Source organism: Micromonospora sp. NBC_01699 (assembly GCF_036250065.1).
Lineage (GTDB): Bacteria > Actinomycetota > Actinomycetes > Mycobacteriales > Micromonosporaceae > Micromonospora_G.
On record NZ_CP109199.1, the window covers coordinates 7,218,454 to 7,239,123 of the forward strand.

Below are 20,670 nucleotides of genomic sequence, written 5' to 3' on the forward strand. Positions count from 1 at the left end.
TCGGGTGCGGTTTCTCTCCGGCGCGGCCCCCGCGCACGACCTGACGTACAACGACGTCTTCATGGCCCCGGTCCGGTCGGACCTGGCGTCCCGGCTCGACGTCGACCTGAGCACCGCCGACGGCACCGGCACCACCATCCCGATAGTGGTCGCCAACATGACCGCGGTGGCGGGTCGGCGGATGGCCGAGACAGTGGCCCGGCGCGGCGCGATCGCCGTCCTGCCCCAGGACATCCCGATCGAGGTGGTGACCGAGGTCGTCGGCTGGGTGAAGCAACGTCACCTGGTGCACGACACGGCGATCACGCTCGGCCCGACCGACACCGTCGGCGACGCGATCCACCTGCTACCGAAGCGCTCGCACGGCGGGCTGGTCGTGGTCGACGACGAGAACCGCCCGCTCGGCGTGGTCACCGAGGCGGACACCGAGGGCGTCGACCGGTTCGCCCAGGTACGCCACGTGATGTCGACCGAGCTGCACACCGTACCGGCGGAGGCGGATCCGCGTACCGGATTCGACCTGCTCTCCCGGGGACGGCGGCGGCTCGCCCCGGTGGTCGACGTCGAGGGGCGGCTGGTCGGGGTGCTGACCCGGCAGGCCGCCCTGCGGGCCACCCTGTACCGCCCGGCACTGGACGGCAAGGGGCGGCTGCGGGTGGCGGCGGCGATCGGGATCAACGGCGACGTGGCCGGCAAGGCGGCGGCGCTGCTCGAATCGGGCGTCGACACGCTGGTCGTGGACACCGCGCACGGTCACCAGGAACGGATGATCTCGGCGCTGCGGGCGGTCCGGGCGCTCGACCCGACGGTCCCGCTGGTCGCCGGCAATGTGGTCACCGCCGACGGCGTACGCGATCTGGTCGACGCCGGCGCGGACATCGTCAAGGTCGGCGTGGGTCCCGGCGCGATGTGCACCACCCGGATGATGACCGGGGTCGGCCGGCCGCAGTTCTCCGCCGTTCTCGACTGCGCCCGCGCCGCCACCGAACTCGGCCGGCACGTCTGGGCCGACGGCGGCGTACGGCACCCGCGCGACGTCGCCCTGGCGCTCGCCGCCGGCGCCTCGAACGTGATGATCGGTTCCTGGTTCGCCGGCACCTACGAGTCCCCCGGTGACCTGTACTCCGATCCCGACGGCCGGCGCTACAAGGAGAGCTTCGGCATGGCGTCGGCGCGGGCGGTGAGCGCCCGTACGGCCGAGGACAGCCCGTTCGACCGGGCCCGGAAGGCGGTCTTCGAGGAGGGCATCTCCACCGCCCGGATGTTCCTGGACCCGGCCCGCCCCGGCGTCGAGGACCTGATCGACGAGATCATCGCCGGGGTACGCAGCGCCTGCACGTACACCGGCGCGGCGAATCTGACCGAGTTCTCGGCGAACGCGCTGATCGGGGTGCAGAGCGCCGCCGGCTACACCGAGGGAATGGCCCTCCCGATCGGCTGGTGACTGCCACTCGCCGCCGGGGGGTGCCGGGCCTGATGAGGGGTCTCAGGGGACGGGGAAGAGGCCCTGGAGCACTGCCCGGCTCACCGCCGCCGGGTCGTCGCCGACCTCCGGTGGCAGCGCGCCACTGAGCCAGAGCGTGGCGAACCCGTGCACGAGCGACCAGGCGGCCAGCCCGGCGAGCCGGGGATCCCGCTCGTCGCCCGGCGGCTCGCCCAGGGTGGCGACCCCGGCCTGCAACTCGTCCGTGGCCCGCTGCTTGGCGGCGACCAGCAACGGATCGTCCCGGTGGTAGAGCTCCGGACGGAACATGACCTCGAAGTGTGCCCGGTACTCAACGGCGAACCGGACGTAACCGACACCGATTTCGAGCAGGCTGCCGGTCTGCTCACGGATGTGGCCGAGGTTGTCGGCGAACAGGTGGAAGCCCTGGGTGGCGAGCACGGTGAGCAGCCCCGCCTTGTCCCCGAAATGGTGCGTGGGCGCCGCGTGCGACACCCCCGCCCGGCGAGCCAGATCACGCAGGCTCAACGCCGAGGGCCCGGACTCCTCGATCGCCGTGACCGCCGCCTCCAACAAAACCCGTTGCAGGTCCCCATGGTGATACGACCGCCCCGGCGCATTCTCCCCAGCCACCCCCCAACCCTATCTAGTTACCGACAAGATCCCCTCCCCCCCCCTCCCCCTCCCCCTCCCCCGAGCGCCCGCGATCTAGGGCGAATGGTGGTGATCAGAGATCAACAAGCACGTATTCGCCCTAGATCGCGGGCGCTCCGGGGGAAGGGGGAGGGGAGGGGGCGAGGGGGTGGGGGTGGCGATCAGGTGTAGGGCGTTGGGGGTGGGTAGGGGGGCCAGGGGTTGGCGGTTGCGTGGGCGCAGCGAGACCATGTTTTCGGCTGCTTCGCGGGGGCCGATCACGGCGGCGTACGGGACGCGGCGGCGGGCGGAGGCGCGTACGCGGGCGCCGAGCGAGCCGTCGACGGTCAGTTCCGCCCGCAGCCCGGCCTCGACGGCCTGCCGTACGAAGGCGGCCGCGAACGCGTACTGCTCGGGGCCGATTGGGAGCACCTCCAGTTGCACCGGGGCGTACCAGACCGGGAACGCCCCGTCGTGCACCTCGATCAGGTACGCGAACAGCCGCTCCATGCTGCCGATCAGGCTCCGGTGCACGATCACCGGTCGACGCGGCCGACCATCGGAGTCCATGTAGGACAGGTCGAACTTCTCCGCCTTGTCGAAGTCGAGCTGAATGGTGGACAGGGTCGACTCCCGACCGGCCGGGTCCTGGATCTGGATGTCGATCTTCGGCCCGTAGAACGCCGCCTCGCCGGCCGCCTCGACGTACGGTTGGCCGGCCGCGTCGAGCGCCTCCCGGAGCAGGTTCTCCGCCCGCTGCCACACGTCGTCGCCGCCGACGTACTTCTCGCCCGGTCCGCGCAGCGAGAGCCGGAACCCGGCCGGTCGTACGCCGAGCGCGGCGTGCGCGGTCCGGATCAGCCCGAGGATCTCGGCGACCTCGTCGCCGACCTGCTCCAGGGTGCAGAAGTTGTGCGCGTCGTTGAGCCAGATCGCGCGTACCCGGCTGAGGCCGCCGAGCACCCCGGACCGTTCCGACCGGTACATTCCGCCCAGCTCGCCGATGCGCAGCGGCAGCTCCCGGTAGGACCGGCCGCGCGCACCGAAGACGAGGCAGTGGTGCGGGCAGAGCGCCGGCCGGAGCACGAACTCGTCGTCGTCGGAGAGGCGCATCGGCGGGAACATGTCGTCGGCGAAGTAGCCGAGGTGCCCGGATCGTTCGAACAGTTCGCGTTTTGCCATCGGGGGCGAGTAGACGTGCTGGTAGCCGGCGCGCCGCTCCAGCTCGCGGACGTACTCCTCGACGGCGTGCCGGGCCGCGGCGCCGGCCGGCAGCCAGATCGGCAGGCCCGCGCCGGAGAGGGGGTCGGCGTGGAACAACTCCAGTTCGCGGCCCAACCTGCGGTGGTCGACCATGTCAATGCTCCTGACTCGGGTACGACCCTGAGCCCGGCCCACCCGAACTTCGAGTGGCGGACCGGTCGGGGCGGACCGGTCCGGAGTACGAAGCGGCCCCGGAGCGGTTCGCCCCGGGGCCGTTGGTTGACGGTGAGAGATTTCGCGTCAGCGCGGCACGCCGGGGTGACCCGGCGTCGTCGTCTCTGCCACGAAATGCTGCATGCCGGGCAGGTTACGCCGCCCTCGGTACCCACCGCACCCGCATTTACCCGTCACCGCAGCCGGGTGATGGTGACCTCCACGCCCTGGCCGGTGTTCTTGGGGCCGGAGTAGACGCCCTTGAGCGGCGGTACGTCGCCGTACTCCCGGCCACGCCCGACCACGACGTGCCGCTCGCCGATCGGGATGCCGTTGGTGGGGTCGAAGCCGGTCCACCGGCCGACCCACCACTCCACCCAGGCGTGGCTCTGCCCGACGACGCTCTCGCCGATGCTGGCCGACGGTGACGGGTGCAGGTAGCCGGAGACGTAGCGGGACGGGATGCCGGCGGACCGCAGCAGCCCGACCAGCAGGTGGCTGATGTCCTGGCAGACGCCCTTGCGCTGGCGCCAGGCCTGCACCGCGTCGGTCTGTACGCCGGTCGAGCCGGCGGTGTACGCCACCTCGTCGCGGATCTGTTCGCAGAGCGCCAGCGCGGTCGCGTGCGGGGTGGGGTGGCCGGCGCGGGCGATCTCGGCCAGCGCGGTCAACTCCTCGTCCAGGGCGGTACGCGGGGTCGGCAGCAGCAGTTCGTGCCACCGGTCGACGTGTTCCGGCCGGGCCAGGTCGGCCCAGCTCGCGCCGCCGGTGGTGGGTAGCAGGTCACCGGCGGGCAGGGTCTCCACGGTCGACGCGGCGGTGACCCGCAGCGCCTCGTGCGCGCTGTGTACGTCGAACGCGGTGACCGAGGTGCCCCAGTAGTCCTCGTAGCGGTAGGTGCGGGCCGACGGCCACACCTCCACCCGCGCGTCGAGCACCGCCTGGCGGGTTTCGTTGCGGGGCGACATCCGGGCCTCGTTGTACGACGACGCGACCTTGCCTGCGTAGCTGAACCCGGTCCGGTGGATGATCTTCAACCGCCAACTGTTGACGCTCACGCCGTAACCTCCGGTACTGCCCTCATGCCACTGCCTCCGGGACCCACAGGACCGCCGAGGTCTGGCGGAAGTAGCGGCGCGAGACCGCCTCGTTCACCTGCGAACACGTGCGTTCGAGGCTGGCCAGCACGGTCGGGAAGTCGGCCAGCAGTTCCTCGGCACCCCGGAATTCGAGGTTGGTCCTGGCCCGGCCGACGATCCGCTGTGCCTCGGTGGCGACGCCGACCCTGCCTGGTTGGCCGCCCGGCCCGCCGGTCGGTTCGAGGTCGGTCAGGCACGCCTCGGCGGCCGAGAGCGCGGCGAAGACCGAGCGCGGGAAGAGCCGGTCGAGCAGCAGGAACTCGGCGGCGTACCGGTCGTCGAGGGAGCCCCGGTAGGTGCGCAGGAAGGTTTCCCAGGCTCCGCACGAGCGCAACAGGGTGAGCCAGGACGGGATGCTGCCGCCGGCCCGTACGTGGGTGGAGAGCAGTCGGGCGGTCATGTCGACCCGCTCCACGCTGCGGCCGAGGACCAGGAACAGCCAGCCCTCGTCCCGGCTCATGGTGGCGTCGGCGAGCCCGGCCAGCAGCGCGCAGCGCTCGCGTACCCAGCGGAAGAAGGCGTGTACGCCCTGCTGCTCGACCCGGCGTCGGGCGTCGGGCAGGCCGTGCCAGGTAGCGTTGAGCCCTTCCCACATGTCGGCGGAGATGGTTTCGCGGGCACCCCGGGCGTTCTCCCGGGCGGCGGCGAGCGCACCCACGACCGAGCTGTGGCTGCTCTCGTCCAGGCCGAGCAGGCCGACCACCCTGGCGGCGGAGACCGGCTGCTCCGGTGGCGGCACGCCCATCACGGCGAGCAGCGAACGGCAGGCGGTCTCCTCGTCGGCCCACGGGTCGGCGAGCATCCGGTGCAGGTGTACGTCGAGGATGCGGGCGGTGTCCTCGGCCCGCTCGACGTACCGGCCGATCCAGTAGAGCGATTCCGCTATCCGGCTCAGCATGCCGGTGTCCCGCCGAGCCGGGCGGACTGCTGCTGCTGTTGCTGCTGGACGGCGACCGGGCCGGAGTCCGGACCGGGGTCGGGGCTGCGCGGCGCCGGCAGGCTGGTGCCGGTCGCCCCGGCGGCCGCGCTCGCCCCGGTTGGTTCGTCGGGGGCGGGGTAGACGGGCGGTGTTTCCGGCGGGCCGGCGGCGGTGATCGCGGCGACCGGCGCCTCGGCCAGCACCCAGGTGTCCTTGGAGCCGCCGCCCTGGCTGGAGTTGACCACCAGCGCGCCCTCGGGCAGGGCCACCCGGGTCAGTCCGCCGGGCAGCACGGTGACCCGTTCGCCGTCGTTGACCGCGAACGGCCGCAGGTCGACGTGCCGGGCCCGGAGTCGGTTGCCGACCAGGGTCGGGACCATCGACAGCGCCACCTCGCGCTGGGCGATCCAGCCGCGCGGGTCGTGCCGTACCTTCTCGGCGAGCAGGGACAGCTCCTCGTCGCTGGCCTGTGAGCCGATGACGATGCCGGCGCCGCCGGAGCCGTCGACCGGCTTGAGCACCAGTTGGTCGAGCCGGTCCAGGACGTGTTCGAGTACGCCCGGATCCTCCAGCCGGTAGGTCTCCACGTTCGGCAGGATCGGCTCCTCGTCCAGGTAGTAGCGGATCAGTTCGGGCACGTACGTGTAGAGCAGCTTGTCGTCGGCGACGCCGTTGCCGACCGCGTTGGCGATGGTGACGCGGCCGGCGCGGGCGGCGTTGAGCAGCCCGGCCACGCCGATCACCGAGTCGGCCCGGAAGTGCACCGGGTCGAGGAACTCGTCGTCGATCCGCCGGTAGATCACGTCGACCCGCTGTTCGCCCGCGGTGGTCCGCATGGCCACCTCGTTACCCACGCAGACCAGGTCTCGACCCTCGACCAGTTCGACGCCCATCTCGCGGGCGAGCAGGGCGTGCTCGAAATAGGCGGAGTTGTGCACGCCGGGGGTGAGGACCACCACCGTGGGCTCGCTGACCCCGACCGGCGCCGCGGCGCGCAGGGCCCGCAACAACTGCCCGGGGTACGACTCCACCGGCTGGATCCGGGTGGCGGCGAAGACCTCGGGCAGTACGTGTGCCATCGCCCGCCGGTTCTCCATCACGTAACTGACCCCGGACGGCACCCGTACGTTGTCCTCCAGCACCCGGAACGTGCCCTGTTCGTCGCGGACCAGGTCGACCCCGGCGACGTGGATGCGTACGCCGTTGTGCGGGTTGACGCCGGCCACCTCGCGGTGGAAGTGGGCGCTGGTCACGACTATCCGGCGGGGTACCACCCCGTCGGCGAGCACCTGGCCGGCGCCGTAGATGTCGGCCAGGAACGCCTCCAGGGTGCGTACCCGCTGGGACACCCCGGCCTCGACCACCCGCCACTGGTCGGCGGCGATGATCCTGGGCACGATGTCGAGCGGGAACGGCCGCTCGATGCCCTTGAGCGCGAACGTGATGCCCTGGTCGAGGAACGCCCTGGCCAGAACCTCGGCCCGGATGCCCAGCTCGACACTGGACAGTGGTTGCAGGGTGGCGTGCAACGCCTCGTACGTTTCCCGCGGCATGCCCGGCTCGCCGAACATCTCGTCCCATCCAGGGCCGAGGCGGTAGTCCTCGAACAAGTCCGCCATGTCCTGACGCTACGCCGATCTCGTTGCGCCCACGTAACGACGGAAGTCGACCGGGCGCCCTTACCTCCGCCGGATCCCGGACCGCTGGGGTGATCTTCATCCATTGATTGTCACCTTTCGGACATGGACGCATCCATCCCGGTTCGGTGCTGGTTGGGCAAGGTGTCCACCCTGATCGGTCGACTCCCTCAACACTTCCCCCGGGAGGCACCCATGACCCCCACCACCACCCAGACCCGGCACCCGTGGCGAGCCACCGCCCGGACCGTCCTGGCCGCGCTCGTCGGCGCCCTGTCGCTGGTACCCACCGTGGCGGCGACCACCGGGCTGGACACCGTACCGGCGGTCGCCCAGCTCATCGTCGTCGCCGGGGTGATCACCCGGATCCTGGCGATCCCCGGCGTGGACCTGTGGCTGCGCCGGTTCCTGCCCTGGCTGGCCTCGGCACCACGCAACGAGGCGCAGCCGGTGATCTGAGCGGCCGGCCCGAGCCGGCGGTGCCCCCACCCAGGGGTGGGCCGCCGGCGCGGGACCCGCCGGCGGCCCGATGGCTAGCCGTAACCGTCAGGAACGGGGGGACCTGAGGTGGCGGGTCGCGCCCCTCCAACGGTACGCCGACCGCCCCGTCCGCCGGGTCCCGCGACGTACGGCCGGCGGACTTCCGGTCCGCCCTCGGCGCGACACCGGCAATATCACACCCCGTTGCGGCGTCGATGGCCGTAGCGTGGCCGGTATCACCACTGGTCGGGGCCGTGTAAACCGTCGGACGGCGCCGGTTCACCCTCGACCGAGACCATGGCGGACGATCGCGTCGAGGTGACCCGAGTGCTCGAACTTCTCACCAACGTCGCGTCCCCCACGTCGGCGTACCTCGCGCTGTTCGGCCTCCTCGTACTGGACGCCTTCGTGCCGGTGGTACCGACCCAGGTCGTGATGATCACCGGCGGTGCGCTGACCATCTACGGCAACCTGAACCTGGGGCTGACCATCGGCGTCGGCGCCCTCGGCGTCTTCTGCGGCGACACCGCCTGCTACCTGCTCGGCCGCACCGGGGCCGGGCAACTACTCGGCCACACCGGGGCGGGACGGCTGCTGCGCGGCTGGCGGGAGGCGCGCGACCGGACCGGGTACGCCGACGGGCAGGCCGACCGGGCAGCCCCCTCCCGGTCCCGGCAGGCCGCCGGACGCTTCACCCGCGCGCTGCGGCAACCCGGACCGATGGTCATCCTGCTCTGCCGCTTCGTACCCGGCGGACGCATGATCGCCTGCTTCAACGCCGGTCGGGTCCGCTACCCGTACCGCCGGTTCCTCGCCTACGACGCGCTGGCCGCGCTCGGCTGGGCCGCGTACGGCGCCCTGGTCGGCCACCTCGGCGGTGCCGCGCTCACCGACTCGATCTGGCGGCTCGCCACGGTGGCCGTGGTCGCCGCGGCCGGTTTCGCCGCCGCCGGCTGGGCGTTGACCCTGACCGGCGGACGGACGGCGGCGGAACTGCCAGCGCCGGAGCCGGCGCTGGCAGCCTCCGTGATCACTCCGAGCCGTGCAGCATCAGCTGACGCGCCGCCTCGGTGACCGAGCCGGACAGCGACGGATAGATCGTGATCGTGTGGGCCAACTGGTCCACGGTCAGGTTGTTCTCCACCGCGAGCGTGATCGGCAGGATCAGCTCGCTCGCCTTCGGCGACACCACCACACCGCCGATCACCTGACCGCTGGCCGGCCGGCAGAACAGCTTCACGAAGCCGTCGGAGAGATCGGCCATCTTGGCCCGCGCGTTGCCGGCCAGCGGCAGCATCACCTGGCGGGCCGGGGTACGCCCCGAGTCCACCTCGTCCTGCGACACCCCGACGGTGGCCAGTTCCGGATCGGTGAAGACGTTCGCCGCGACCGTACGCAGCCGCAGCGGCCGGACCGCCTCGCCGAGCGCGTGCCACATGGCGATCCGGCCCTGCATGGCGGCCACGCTCGCCAGCGGCAGTACGCCGGTGCAGTCCCCGGCGGCGTAGATGCCCGGCACGTTGGTCCGGGACACCCGGTCGGTGGTGACGTAGCCGCCCGGCGAGACCGCCACGCCGTACTCGGGTAGGCCGAGGGTGGCGGTGTCCGGGATCGAGCCGACCGCCATCAGGGCGTGCGAGCCGGTGATCGTACGGCCGTCGGAGAGTTCCACCTCGACGCCGTCGGCGGTACGGCGTACCCCGTCGGCGCGGGAGTTGTTCAGGATGGTCATGCCCCGGGAGCGGAACACCTGCTCGATCGCGGCGGCCGCGTCGGCGTCCTCGTGCGGCATCACCCGGTCCCGGCTGGAGACGAGCGTCACCCGTACGCCCATCGCCAGGTAGGCGCTGGCGAACTCGGCACCGGTCACCCCGGACCCGATCACTATCAGGTCCTCGGGCAGCTCGGGCAGGTCGTACACCTGCCGCCAGGTCAGGATCCGCTCCCCGTCCGGTACGGCGCTGGGCAGCACCCGGGGCGTCGCGCCGGTGGCGATCAGGACGGTCGAGGCGTCGACCGGGTACTCGGAGTCACCGCCGGTCGGGGTGACGAGCACCCGGTGGGTGTGACCGAGCGTGTCCTCGCCGAGCCGGGCCCGACCGGAGACGAAGGTGACGCCCGCTTTGATGAGTTTGGCGTGGATGTCCGCCGACTGGGCCAGCGCGAGTCGCTTGACCCGCCCGTACACCGCCTCGGCGTCGACGGTGACCGCCTCCAGCCCGTCCGAGTGAACCCCGAACTCCTCCGTGTCGCGGTACCCGGTGACCACGTCCGAGCTGGCGATGAAGGTCTTCGACGGGACGCAGTCGGACAGTACGCAGGCTCCGCCGGCCCCCTCGGCCTCGATGACGGTGACGTCCGCGTCCAACTGGGCCGCTACCAAGGCGGCCTCGTAACCGGCCGGCCCCCCGCCGATGATCACGATACGGCTCACAGAACTTGCCCTTCGTTGACGCTCACAGTGACTTTCTTCTCCCCAACCCGTCCGACACGCACTGTCGTATTCTCCACCACCCGTCCGCCGGGCTATCGTCATCGCCGTGCGTCACTACGCCGCGTACGGCTCAAACCTCGATCCCGCCCGAATGCGTGCCTACTGTCCGCATTCGCCCATGATCGGCACCGGCTGGCTGGAAGGCTGGCGTCTCACCTTCGCCGGTGAGGGGGTGATCGGCTGGGAGGGCGCGGTAACGACCGTCGTCGAATCTCCCGGCGACCGCGTCTTCGTCGCGATCTACGACGTGCATCCCTGGGATGCGGCCCAACTCGACGAGGTCGAGGGGGTGATCGCGGAAACCTACCGCAAGCTGCACGTGCGGGTCGTCACGCTGGACGGCGAGGTGACCGCCTGGGTCTACGTCTTCGCCGGGTACGAGGGCGGCCTGCCGACCGCCTGGTATCTCTCGGAGATCGCCAACGCGGCGGAGAAGGCCGGCGCCCCGGACGACTACGTCGCCGAACTCCGCGCCCGGCCGACCGGCACCGCCACCACCTGAGCCCTGCCCGCCTCCGACGGAGCCGGGTGGTCCCCTACTGTCCGCCGTCGGCGCAGCGGGGATCCTCCCGGCCGTCGGGGGCGGCGGCCACCGAACGGTGGTAGATGTTCGCCTCGTACACCGGGGTCATCCCGACCGCACGGTAGAGCCTCGCCGCCTCGGTCGGGTTGGCCAGGTCCACCCCCAGGCCGGCGTGCTCGCGCCCTTTGCCGGCATAGCTGGCAAACGCTCGGGCGAGCAGCGCCGCGCCCACCCCACGACGTCGGTACTCCCGCAGCACGGCGAGGTTCTTCACCCAGCCCTCGTTCTGGTCCAGCGCCTGGTCGGCGGATTGCAGGATGCCGCCGGGCACCCCGTCCACGATCGCCAGGAACCACTCGTCCCAGGCGACGGTCGGCAGCACCGCCACCTGCTCCCGCCACTGCTCGAAGCTGCGCGGCAGGTAGTCCGGGGTGTCCCGGAACGCGGTGTCGAGGATCCGGAAGAAGAGCCGCAACTCTGCCTCGTCGCTCGGGTCCACCGGCCGGACCAGCACCCCGGGTGGCGGGGGCGGCGCGACGGCGGACACCCCGGCGAGCGGGCGGCGCATCCGGGCGTACCGCTTGACGAACTCGAATCCGGCCGCTTCGAGCACCGAGATCCAGCGCTCCTCGGTCGGCACCGCACCGGCGCGTACGGTCAGCCGGTCGTACCCGAACTCGGCCGCGCGTTGCGCCACCCGGGCCAGTTGCCGGTCCAGCAGCGGGGCGGCGGCCGGCTCGCCCCGACCGGGGTACACGTACACCTCGATCATCTCGCGCTCGCCCCGGCTCGGGCTCTCCAGGTACGCCCACGCGCTCACCTCGCCGGTGGGATCCACCGCCAGCCACGAGTCCCGGCTCGGGTCGACGTTCGGCGCGAGCAGGGCCTCCCGTACGTCCTCGGGGCTGAAGTCGGGCGCACCGATCGCCGCGATGTCGCTGGCGTGCACCACCGCCAGGATCGCCGCTACGTCGTCCAGGGTGGGTCGGCGCGTCGTCCAGCCGTGGGGAAGGCTCACGCCGGACATTCAACCGTCCGGCACGCCCCGCCGCCGCCGATTTTTCCCGGCCCCGCCGCCGCTCGGTGCCGGGCAGGTTGCGCAACGTTCGCCGGTCCGTGGGCACCTATTCGGCGTCGAGCGCCTCGACCGCCGCCTCGACGTCCCCGGTGCGTCGCCGGGCGGCGGAAACGGCCCGCTCGGCCGCCTTCCGGGCCAGCTTGCGCCGGCTGACCTCCTGCTCGGCCCCGGCCCGTCGGCGCTCCGCCTCGACCACGGCCCGTTCGGCGTCGGCCAGGGCGGCGGCGCCGTCCCGCTCGGCCGCCGTGGCCCGGCCCAGGTCCGCCTCGGCCCGCCGCTGTTCGGTACGGGCGCTCGCCAGTTCCCGTACCAGTGTCCGGCGCAGGCCGGCCCGCTCGGCCGCCGCCCGCTTCTCGGCGGCCCGCTCGGCCGCGGACGATTCGGCCGCTGACGATTCGGCCGCTGCGGAGCGGCCGGGCTGATCGGCGCCGGTCGCCTTCCGGGCGCTTCGCGACGGTGGTGCCGGCAGGGACAGCTCCGGTCCACCGGCCACCAGGCGCAACTGCGGCCGGGGCACCTCACCGAATCCGGCGTAGCTGGCGGCCCGGACCAGCCGGCCGGACCGTACCTGTTCGGCGACGTCGAGGTCGGCGAGCGCGGCCTGGAGGGTCGTCTCCACCTCGGCCAGCGGCAGTTTGCCCGCCGCCAGTCGGGCGTCGGCCCCGGTCGCCAGCGCCCGCGCCTGCGCGACCAGGGCGGAGACCGTGCCGCGTCGCTGGGCGGAGAGTTCCCGCAGTTGCGGCCCGCGCAGTTCGCGCTGGGCGGTCCGCAGCGCGTCGGCGAGGTCGACGAGTTCGGCGACGAGGTCGGGCCGGCGGATGGCGAGCAGGTTCACCATCCAGGCCGCGACCGTCGGCTTGCGCAGCCTGCCGATCTGCCGGGCGGTGGCCTCGTCACCGGCCGCCCGCGCCGCCGCGACCGCCGCGGCACGCGCGGCGACGAACCCGTCCGGCGGGGCGGTGTAGAGCCGCTCGACAAGATCAGCGGGCATGGACGCCGTACTCCTTGACAACCGAATCGTGATGTCCCCCCGCGCAGTCTGCCGGAACCGGGGGGCGACCGCCCCGCGTCTGAGCGACACGCGACGGGGAAACACGATTCGGAGGACTCATGCGTGCAACGGCGCGACGACGTTGGGGCGGATTTTTGGGTACGGCGGCGCTGGTCGCCGTGCTCGTGTTGACGGGATGCAGCTCGCGCGACGAGGCGACCAACGCCAGTAGCGCAGCCGATACGGCCGCCGTCGGTGGTGCGGCGGACCGGGGCTCCGGGGGCAAGGACGGTGCCGCCCCGAAGGCGGCCGAGCCGGGCGCTGAGGTGCCCTCGGACCTGCGGGTGGACCAGCGGTCGATCGTCTACACCGGATCGATGACGGTCCGGGTCAAGGAGGTGGAGCGGGCCGCCGCCGAGGCGGTCACGATCGCGACGGGTGCCGGTGGGTTCGTCGGCGGCGACCAGCGGACCAGTGACACCGGTGACGCGCAGGCGTCGCTGACGTTGCGGGTGCCGGCGGACCGGTTCAACTCGGTGGTCGACGCGCTGGCGAAGCTCGGCCGCCAGGAACGGCGGGAGATCAAGACCGAGGACGTCACCGAGGAGACCCTGGACCTCCAGGCGCGGATCAGCACCCAGCAGGCCCGGGTGGAGAGCGGTCGGCGGCTGCTGGCACAGGCCAAGTCCCTGACCGACCTGGTGCTGCTGGAGGGCGAACTGGCCAAACGGGAGGCGGACCTGGTCGCGCTCCAGGCGCGGCAGCGCCGGCTGGCCGACCTGACCGCGCTCTCCACCATCACCGTACGGCTGGTCGGGCCGGAAACCGTGGTGATGGAGGAGGAAGAGGAGGAGCCGAGCGGCTTCCTCGACGGGCTGCGCGGCGGCTGGGAGGCGTTGCTCGGCACGCTGCGGGTGGTGCTGATAGTGGTCGGCGCGTTGCTGCCGTGGTTGACAGTGGTCGGCGTACCGGCGCTGGTGGTGATCTGGCTGGTCCGGCGCAACCGGCGACGGCGTACGCCGGTCGGGCCGTTCGCGGACCAGCCGGCACCGGTGGTGCCCGCGCCCCGCAACGAACCGCCGGCCGACATCCCGGCCGATTCCACCAACTGACCGGAACACCGGCCACCGCCGGGTGCCCCGGTACGGGCACCCGGCGGCGACCGGGTCAGCCGAAGTACGCCGAAACGGCTCCGTCGCCGCCCGATCTCGCCCCGTCGCGGTGGCCGCCGGCCAGTCGCCAGGGCCCGTCGAGCACCCACGCCCGGATCTGCTCGTCCGTGGCCAGGACGTCCTTGCGCAGGTCGTACACGAGGTGTCGGGGCAGGGTCGGCGGGTCGCCGCGCCGGGAGCCCTTGAACGGCATCACCGGCAGCAGCAACGGATAGTCGATGTCGCCGTTGCCGTTGGGCAACCCGATCTCCCGTTCCAGGAAGCCCCGGATCCGACGCCGTACGTCCTCGACGTCCGCCAGCGGCGCCAAGCCCGGATCGGGCTCGCTGTCGTCGATCACCCCGTCCAACGACGGGCGCTTCCAGATGAGCTGGAACGCGGGCCGCTCCACGGCGACACCCCGGTCCCATGGGCGCGGGCTCATCGACAGCACGTCGTAGGTGTGGTGGTGGTAGACCGTGCCGCGGTTGTCCATCGACTCCAGCACCTCGTCCACCGCGTCCAGCCAGGGCAGCAGCGACTCGTGCCGCAGGTCCCGGCCCCGCCGTCGCAGGTAGCCCCGGTACAGCTCGGCGCTGCCCACGTACGGGTCGTTGGGCAGTTGGCCCTCCACACTGGCCCGGTTCGCGTCGATCAGCAGGCGGGACAGGTGGAAGCCGGCCACCGCGACGCCCTCGGCCGCCCCGGACCGGACGTCGTCGACCAACCGCCGGTAGATCGCGCCGGTGCCGAGGTCGACGTTCTGGTGCACCAGGTCGGCCAGCGGTTCGAAGTTCTCCGGGTCGGTCTCCTCGATGAGGTCGGCCGGGAGTTCGGTGCCGCCGTGCGGGACGATGTGCAGTTCGGTGATCGGACCGCGGGCGCTGCTGACGATCGTGCCGGCCCCGAACCGGCGCCTGCGGTGGTGCGGGCCGACCGTCGACGCGGGACCTTCGAGATGGGTGTGGCCGCAGTCGACGCACTGGTGCCTGCGCTGCTGGCGCAGGAACGGCGAAGCTCCGCCCGTACTGTCCAGCTCGGCCGTTATCACGCTTTGGCGCACGACCGTTCCTCCTCTTCTGTGGGCGCACCGCGAAGCCGCGCGAGTTGCGCACGTTGGATGTGGTTCACCGGAACGGGCCCCACAACCCGTCAGCGGTCGACCGGGGAGGCTTGGTGCCGCCCACTGCCACCGGCGCTTCGACCGCTTGCCGCACGTGCTATCCCCGGTCGGTCCCGACCGCCCGCCGAGCGCCGGGGAAGGCCACCAGGGCGGCGTGCGTCATCACCCGGACGCCGTACCCGATGGCCCGCTCGTCCACGTCGAAACCGGGGTGGTGCAGGTCCGAGCCGGCGCCGCCGGTGCCGAGCCGGAACATCGCCCCGGGTACGTGTTCGAGGTAGAACGAGAAATCCTCCCCGCCCATGCTGACCGCCGCTTCGAGCACCTGTTCGGGGCCGAGCGCGCGTCCGGCGGCGGTGGCGATCGTCTCGGTGGCCCGCTGGTCGTTGATCACGGGCGGGAAGCCGCGGTGGTAGTTGATGTCCGCCTTCGCCCCGGTGCCGGCGATCGCGTCCCTGATCAACTCGGGAACCAGGTCGGGCGCCTGCCGCCAGGCGTCCTTGCTCAGCGTACGGATGGTCGCCCGGACCACGCCCTCGGACGGGATCGTGTTGTACGCGGTACCCGCGTGGGCCGCCGCCCAGACGATCGACAGCGGCGTACGCGGGTCCATCCGGCGACTGAGCAGTCCGGGCACGTCGACGATGAGCCGGCCGAGCGCGTACACCAGATCGGTGGTCAGGTGCGGCCGGGCGGTGTGTCCACCCGTACCGGTGAGCGTGACCTCGACCATGTCGCAGGCCGCGGTCATCGCCCCGGTCCGTACGCCGGCCACGCCGATGGGCAGTTGCGGCGCGCAGTGCAGGGCGTAGATCGCCGCCACCTCGTCGAGCCCGCCCGCCTCGATGACGTCCGGCGCGCCGGACGGCAGTGACTCCTCGGCCGGTTGGAAGATCAGCCGGATCCGGCCGTCGAACCGGCCCTCGGCGGCGAGCCGGGCGAGCAGCAGGCCGGTGCCGAGCAGGATGGTGGTGTGCACGTCGTGTCCGCAGGCGTGGCAGACACCGTCGACGGTGGAGCGGTACGGAACGTCCTTGATGTCGGTGAGCGGCAGCGCGTCGATGTCGGCCCGCAGGGCGACCACCGGACCGGTCGTCCGGCCGGCGATGTCGCAGATCACGCCGTTCCCCTTGGGCAGCAGTCGGGGTTCCAGACCGGCGGCGGAGAGCTCGCGGACGATCAGCGCGGCGGTGCCGAACTCGTGCCCGGACAGTTCGGGGTGCGCGTGGATGAAACGGCGGGTGGCCACCAGGTCCGGGAGCCGCAGTGCCAGCAACCGGTCGAGCTCGTACGGAAGGGGCGTGGCCCCGGGCGGCGGCTCGGGCGGGGACGACGCCAGCGGGCTGCCCGGCGGCAGTGTCAACGCACTCGTCACGTCGAATTCTCGATCACTATGGATGGGATGGGACTCGGACAGCCTAGACCTCCGACGGTGACGCTGCGCAACATCAATTTGGTAGTGATCGGACCGCGTAGCGTCACGTATGTCCTGGTAGGAGCGTTCGGGAAGCTTCGGTCTGGTCCGAGGGTAGCCCTCAAACGCCAGCATGTGCCCCCTCACCTCCTACAACGCGTGACGGTTGCGCTGGTCACGTACGCCGATCCGGGCGGCCCAATCACGCCCGGATTGCCGGAATTTCGTCGCCAGCCCCGTCCCGTGTCCGACCCGGGTGGTCGGGCGGCGGACGGCGCAACCGTGACCCTGACATACCCCGTTCATTCCCTTACGCACACCGTGTCCGTCAACGCACGCTTCGCCACGTCTTTCGATACACTGCGTCCGGAATTGCGTACGTTAAGTGAGTGAGTTGATACCGATGAACGAGTTCCGAAGAAGGCACGCCGGGTTGGCTTTCCCTACCGGTGCCACAACCCGCAAGATAGGGGGGATGTGTCCCATGCCCCTCGATCTTTCCCGGCGGCCTTTCCTGTGACTCAGATTCCGACGTGGAGTGGCGGACCAGTCAGCCCCACCAGCGGACGTGCAGCTCCCGGCGCCACCATCGGCGGTCGTTACTCGTTGCGGGCAGCGGTCGGCCATGGCGGCATGGGCACGGTGTGGCGGGCAGCCGACACCCTGCTCCGCCGCGACGTTGCCGTCAAAGAGGTCGTGCTGCCGCCGGGGCTCGCTCCCAGTGACCGCGACGCAATGTACGAACGCACCCTGCGGGAGGCCCGTGCGGCCGCCGCCCTGCAACACCCGGCCGTGGTGCAGGTCTACGACGTGGTCACCGAGGGCGGCCGGCCCTGGATCGTGATGGAGCTGCTCGACGCGCGCAGCCTCGCCGACATGGTGATCGAGGACGGCCCACTCGCCCCCCGCGCGGTTGCCAAGATCGGCATCGCGCTGCTCGGCGCGCTTGAGGTGGCGCACGCGATCGGCGTACTGCACCGGGACGTCAAGCCGGCGAACGTGCTGATCGCCTCCGACGGCCGGTGCGTACTGACCGACTTCGGGGTGGCCCGGATGCCCACCGACGTACAGCTCACCACGCCCGGCATGGTGCTCGGCTCGCCGCACTTCATCTCCCCGGAACGCGCCATGGGCAGCGACTTCGGCCCACCCAGCGACCTGTTCTCGCTCGGCGTCACGCTCTACACGGCGGTGGAGGGACGGCCACCGTTCGACCGGGGCGACCCGATCGAGACCATGCACGCCGTGGTCGAGGACCCGCCCGCGCCGCCGAGCCGGTCCGGGCCGCTGACCGACGTGCTGATGGGGCTGCTGGAGAAGGACCCGGCCCGCCGGTTCGACGTCGACACCTCCCGCAACATGCTGCGCGAACTGCTCGCCGGCCCGCTGGCCAGCAACGCCGCCGGGCACCTGGTGACCGACCCGTACTCGGTCGTGCCGGCCCAGCGGGCGCCCTGGCAGCCGCCGACCCCGCCCGCGGCCCCGCAGCCCACCGGCCAGATCGGCGGCTCGGCGATGCTCGCACCCGGCGAGTCGCTGACCGACCGGCTGGCCCAGCTGCGCAAATCCGGCGGCAAGGCACCCCACGGATCGGCGCACTCCGGCGGCGCCGCGGACGAGACCAGCGTCGTCAGTGCGCTCAGCACCCCCACCGGCACGATGCCGGCCGCGGGACGCTGGGACGAGAGCGGGCCGGCGATCTACGGCACACCCGGCGGCAGCACGAACACCTACGGCGGCTCCCGCTCCGGTGGCGGCGGCGTCGGCAACGCGGTGGCCGGGGCCCGCCGACTCGGCGACACCGCCCTGACCACGGTCAAGGGCTGGCCCCGCAGGATGCAGGTCGCCGCGGCCGGCGGCGTGGTGCTGATCCTGGTGATCGGCATCTTCGCCCTCTCCGGCGGCGACCCGGACCCGGTCGTCCCCCCGCCGCAGGCCGCACCGAGCCCGACCGCGCCGGCCGGGCCCACCTTCCCGGTCCAGACGCACACCGAACGCGGCGTCTCGGTCAGCGTGCCGGAGGGCTGGAAGAAGAGCGCCCCCAACGGTGCCCTCTACATCGACTTCACCGATCCCGCCGACGCCGGCCGCCGGGTCCGGGTGCTGATCGAGAAGGCCACCAGCAACCCGACGCCGACCAAGTTCCTGGAGGCCGCCGGCGGCCAACTGGCGAAGCCCGGATCGAAGTCCTGCGCCAAGCCCTACGCCCAGGTCGGGCTCAACGACGTCGAGGTCGACGGCAAACCGGCCGGCGAACTGGAATACACCTGCGGCGAGGGTGACGCCAAACGGCACGGCATCTGGCGGGCGGTCATCCAGGACGGCAAGGCGTACGAGTTCTACCTCACCACCCCGGAAGCCCGGTTCGAGGAGAGCAAGCCGATCTTCGAGGAGATGGTCCGTACCTTCGCCATCACCGGCGCCGGCTGACGTACCGACCGGGGGACCCTCGCCGGCCGGGTCCCCCGCCGTGCTATCAAGTCCGGGTGACGGCGAACCCGAACGACCCCGGCGACCTGCGTACCCGAGCCGAAGCCTGGCTGGCCGACGACCCCGACCCGGCCACCCGGGACCAGCTGCGGGACCTGCTCGACCGGTTGCCGGAGACCTCCGCCGAGCTGGCCGACCGGTTCGCCGGCCCGCTCACCTTCGGCACCGCCGGGCTGCGCGGCCCGCTGCGCGCCGGCCCGAACGGGATGAACCTCGCCGTCGTCAGCCAGGCCGCCGCCGGGCTGGTCGGCTGGCTCACCGCCCGCGCCGCCACCGGGCCGCTGGTGATCGGGTACGACGCCCGCCACGGCTCCCGTACGTTCGCCGAACGGACCGCCCAGATCGCCACCGGTGCCGGACGGCCGGCGCTGCTGCTCCCCCGGCCACTGCCCACCCCGGTCCTCGCGTACGCCGTGCGGGCACTGGGCGCGGCCGCCGGGGTGATGGTCACCGCCAGCCACAACCCGCCGCAGGACAACGGCTACAAGGTCTACCTCGGTGCACAACTCGGCGGTGTCCGGGGTGCCGGGGCGCAGATAGTGCCGCCGGCCGACACCGAGATCGAAGCCGCGATCCGGGCCGTCGGGGCGCTGCACGAGGTGCCGCTCGGCCCGGCCGGCGAGGTGCTCGGCGACGACCTGGTCGCCGCGTACGTGGCCGCCTCGGCGGCGGTACTCGACCCGGACGGGCCCCGGAAGCTGAAGGTGGCGTACACGCCGCTGCACGGCGTCGGTGCCGCCGTGTTCACCGCCGCCTTCGCCCGCGCCGGCTTCGGCATCCCCGGCATCGTCGCCGAACAGGCCGAACCCGACCCCGACTTCCCCACCGTCGCCTTCCCGAACCCGGAGGAGCCGGGCGCCACCGACCTGCTGCTCGCGCTCGCCGGCAGGATCGACGCCGACCTGGCCATCGCCAACGACCCGGACGCCGACCGGTGCGCGGTCGCGGTCCGGGCACCCGACGGGCAGTGGCGCATGCTGCGCGGCGACGAACTCGGGGTGCTGCTCGCCGACCGGCTGATCCGACGCGGCGTCACCGGCCTCTACGCCACCACCATCGTCTCCTCGTCGCTGCTGCGGGCCATCTGCGCCGCCCGTGGACTGCCATACGACGAGACGCTGACCGGGTTCAAGTGGATCGTCCGGGCCGAGTCCGGCGACACCCCACTGGTCTACGGCTACGAGGAGGCGCTCGGCTACTGCGTCGCCCCCGACCTCGTACGCGACAAGGACGGCATCACCGCCGCGCTGACCGTCGCCGAACTCGCCGCCGACCTCAAGACCGAGGGCCGTACCCTGCTCGACCGGCTCGACGAACTCGCCGCCGAGTTCGGAGTGCACCTGACCGACCAGCTCTCACTGCGGGTCGAGGACCTGCGGGAGATCACCGACGCGATGGCCCGGATCCGGAACAGCACCCCGACCACCCTGCTCGGGGCCCCGGTGACCTCGGTGCAGGACCTGCTGCCCGAGGCCGACGTGGTCATCCTGCGCACCGACAGCGCGCGGGTGGTGATCCGGCCGTCGGGCACCGAGCCGAAGCTGAAGGCGTACCTGGAGGTGGTGGCACCGATCGACGGCCCGGACCGGGACGCGGACGTCGCCGCCGCGGTGGCCGGGGCCCGGCGGTCCGCCACCGCCGCGCTCGCCGCGCTGCGGACCGAGATCGCCGGGGCGCTCGGCATCCACTGACCGGCCGGGCCCACCACCTAAGCTCCCGACCAGTCGTTACAGCAGGT

Annotated in this window: 17 protein-coding genes; 7 read left to right on the plus strand and 10 right to left on the minus strand. The window is 72.2% G+C overall.

Annotated features, from left to right (window positions below):
* The first annotated feature begins 4 nt into the window (after positions 1 to 4).
* Entirely contained in the window at positions 5 to 1,444 is a 1,440-nt protein-coding gene (locus tag OG792_RS29675; protein ID WP_329104442.1) for a GuaB1 family IMP dehydrogenase-related protein, read from the plus strand.
* A 42-nt stretch (positions 1,445 to 1,486) separates the two neighbouring features.
* Here OG792_RS29675 and OG792_RS29680 read toward each other — a convergent pair whose 3' ends face one another.
* From OG792_RS29680 to OG792_RS29700, 5 genes are all read right to left on the minus strand, one after another.
* Positions 1,487 to 2,077 (minus strand): TetR/AcrR family transcriptional regulator, encoded by a 591-nt coding sequence (locus tag OG792_RS29680; RefSeq protein ID WP_329104444.1) that lies wholly within the window; start codon positions 2,075 to 2,077, stop codon positions 1,487 to 1,489.
* A 75-nt stretch (positions 2,078 to 2,152) separates the two neighbouring features.
* Positions 2,153 to 3,433 carry a threonine--tRNA ligase gene (gene thrS, locus OG792_RS29685; RefSeq protein WP_329104446.1) on the minus strand — a complete coding sequence of 427 codons (1,281 nt, stop codon included), beginning with the start codon at positions 3,431 to 3,433 and terminating at the stop codon, positions 2,153 to 2,155.
* Between the two features lie 254 nt (positions 3,434 to 3,687).
* Positions 3,688 to 4,551 carry a transglutaminase family protein gene (locus OG792_RS29690; protein ID WP_329104448.1) on the minus strand — a complete coding sequence of 288 codons (864 nt, stop codon included), beginning with the start codon at positions 4,549 to 4,551 and terminating at the stop codon, positions 3,688 to 3,690.
* Between the two features lie 22 nt (positions 4,552 to 4,573).
* Positions 4,574 to 5,530 carry an alpha-E domain-containing protein gene (locus OG792_RS29695; protein ID WP_329104450.1) on the minus strand — a complete coding sequence of 319 codons (957 nt, stop codon included), beginning with the start codon at positions 5,528 to 5,530 and terminating at the stop codon, positions 4,574 to 4,576.
* Entirely contained in the window at positions 5,524 to 7,170 is a 1,647-nt protein-coding gene (locus tag OG792_RS29700; protein WP_329104451.1) for a circularly permuted type 2 ATP-grasp protein, read from the minus strand. Before OG792_RS29700 ends, OG792_RS29695 begins: the two co-directional genes overlap by 7 nt.
* Before the next feature lie 213 nt (positions 7,171 to 7,383).
* On the opposite strand from OG792_RS29700, the gene OG792_RS29705 reads away from it, so the two are divergent.
* Both OG792_RS29705 and OG792_RS29710 read left to right on the plus strand, forming a co-directional pair.
* Positions 7,384 to 7,647 (plus strand): hypothetical protein, encoded by a 264-nt coding sequence (locus OG792_RS29705; protein WP_329104453.1) that lies wholly within the window; start codon positions 7,384 to 7,386, stop codon positions 7,645 to 7,647.
* Between the two features lie 318 nt (positions 7,648 to 7,965).
* On the plus strand, positions 7,966 to 8,742 hold the full coding sequence (locus OG792_RS29710; protein ID WP_329104455.1) for a DedA family protein: 777 nt from the start codon (positions 7,966 to 7,968) through the stop codon (positions 8,740 to 8,742).
* Here OG792_RS29710 and OG792_RS29715 read toward each other — a convergent pair.
* Positions 8,699 to 10,102 (minus strand): NAD(P)H-quinone dehydrogenase, encoded by a 1,404-nt coding sequence (locus OG792_RS29715; protein WP_329104456.1) that lies wholly within the window; start codon positions 10,100 to 10,102, stop codon positions 8,699 to 8,701. The genes OG792_RS29710 and OG792_RS29715 overlap by 44 nt on opposite strands.
* Positions 10,103 to 10,208: 106 nt before the next feature.
* Here OG792_RS29715 and OG792_RS29720 point away from each other — a divergent pair, with 106 nt between their 5' ends.
* Positions 10,209 to 10,664, plus strand: a complete 456-nt coding sequence (locus OG792_RS29720; RefSeq protein ID WP_329104458.1) for a gamma-glutamylcyclotransferase — start codon at positions 10,209 to 10,211, stop codon at positions 10,662 to 10,664.
* 34 nt (positions 10,665 to 10,698) lie between these two features.
* Here OG792_RS29720 and OG792_RS29725 read toward each other — a convergent pair whose 3' ends face one another.
* Positions 10,699 to 11,703, minus strand: coding sequence for a GNAT family N-acetyltransferase (locus OG792_RS29725; protein ID WP_442932324.1), 1,005 nt, complete (start codon positions 11,701 to 11,703; stop codon positions 10,699 to 10,701).
* 106 nt (positions 11,704 to 11,809) lie between these two features.
* A complete protein-coding gene (locus tag OG792_RS29730; RefSeq protein ID WP_329104462.1) occupies positions 11,810 to 12,754 on the minus strand; it encodes a hypothetical protein in 945 nt (314 codons plus the stop codon).
* Between the two features lie 119 nt (positions 12,755 to 12,873).
* Here OG792_RS29730 and OG792_RS29735 point away from each other — a divergent pair, with 119 nt between their 5' ends.
* Positions 12,874 to 13,866 (plus strand): DUF4349 domain-containing protein, encoded by a 993-nt coding sequence (locus OG792_RS29735; RefSeq protein ID WP_329104463.1) that lies wholly within the window; start codon positions 12,874 to 12,876, stop codon positions 13,864 to 13,866.
* A gap of 55 nt (positions 13,867 to 13,921) precedes the next feature.
* Here the strand turns inward: OG792_RS29735 and OG792_RS29740 are convergent, their stop codons facing one another.
* Positions 13,922 to 14,968 carry a hypothetical protein gene (locus OG792_RS29740; protein ID WP_329104465.1) on the minus strand — a complete coding sequence of 349 codons (1,047 nt, stop codon included), beginning with the start codon at positions 14,966 to 14,968 and terminating at the stop codon, positions 13,922 to 13,924.
* A 157-nt stretch (positions 14,969 to 15,125) separates the two neighbouring features.
* On the minus strand, positions 15,126 to 16,577 hold the full coding sequence (locus tag OG792_RS29745) for an amidohydrolase (protein ID WP_329104467.1): 1,452 nt from the start codon (positions 16,575 to 16,577) through the stop codon (positions 15,126 to 15,128).
* 381 nt (positions 16,578 to 16,958) lie between these two features.
* On the opposite strand from OG792_RS29745, the gene OG792_RS29750 reads away from it, so the two are divergent.
* Together OG792_RS29750 and OG792_RS29755 are read left to right on the plus strand one after the other, a co-directional pair.
* Positions 16,959 to 18,872, plus strand: a complete 1,914-nt coding sequence (locus OG792_RS29750) for a serine/threonine-protein kinase (RefSeq protein WP_329104469.1) — start codon at positions 16,959 to 16,961, stop codon at positions 18,870 to 18,872.
* Positions 18,873 to 18,928: 56 nt separating this feature from the next.
* On the plus strand, positions 18,929 to 20,623 hold the full coding sequence (locus tag OG792_RS29755) for a phospho-sugar mutase (RefSeq protein WP_329104471.1): 1,695 nt from the start codon (positions 18,929 to 18,931) through the stop codon (positions 20,621 to 20,623).
* Positions 20,624 to 20,670: the final 47 nt, after the last annotated feature.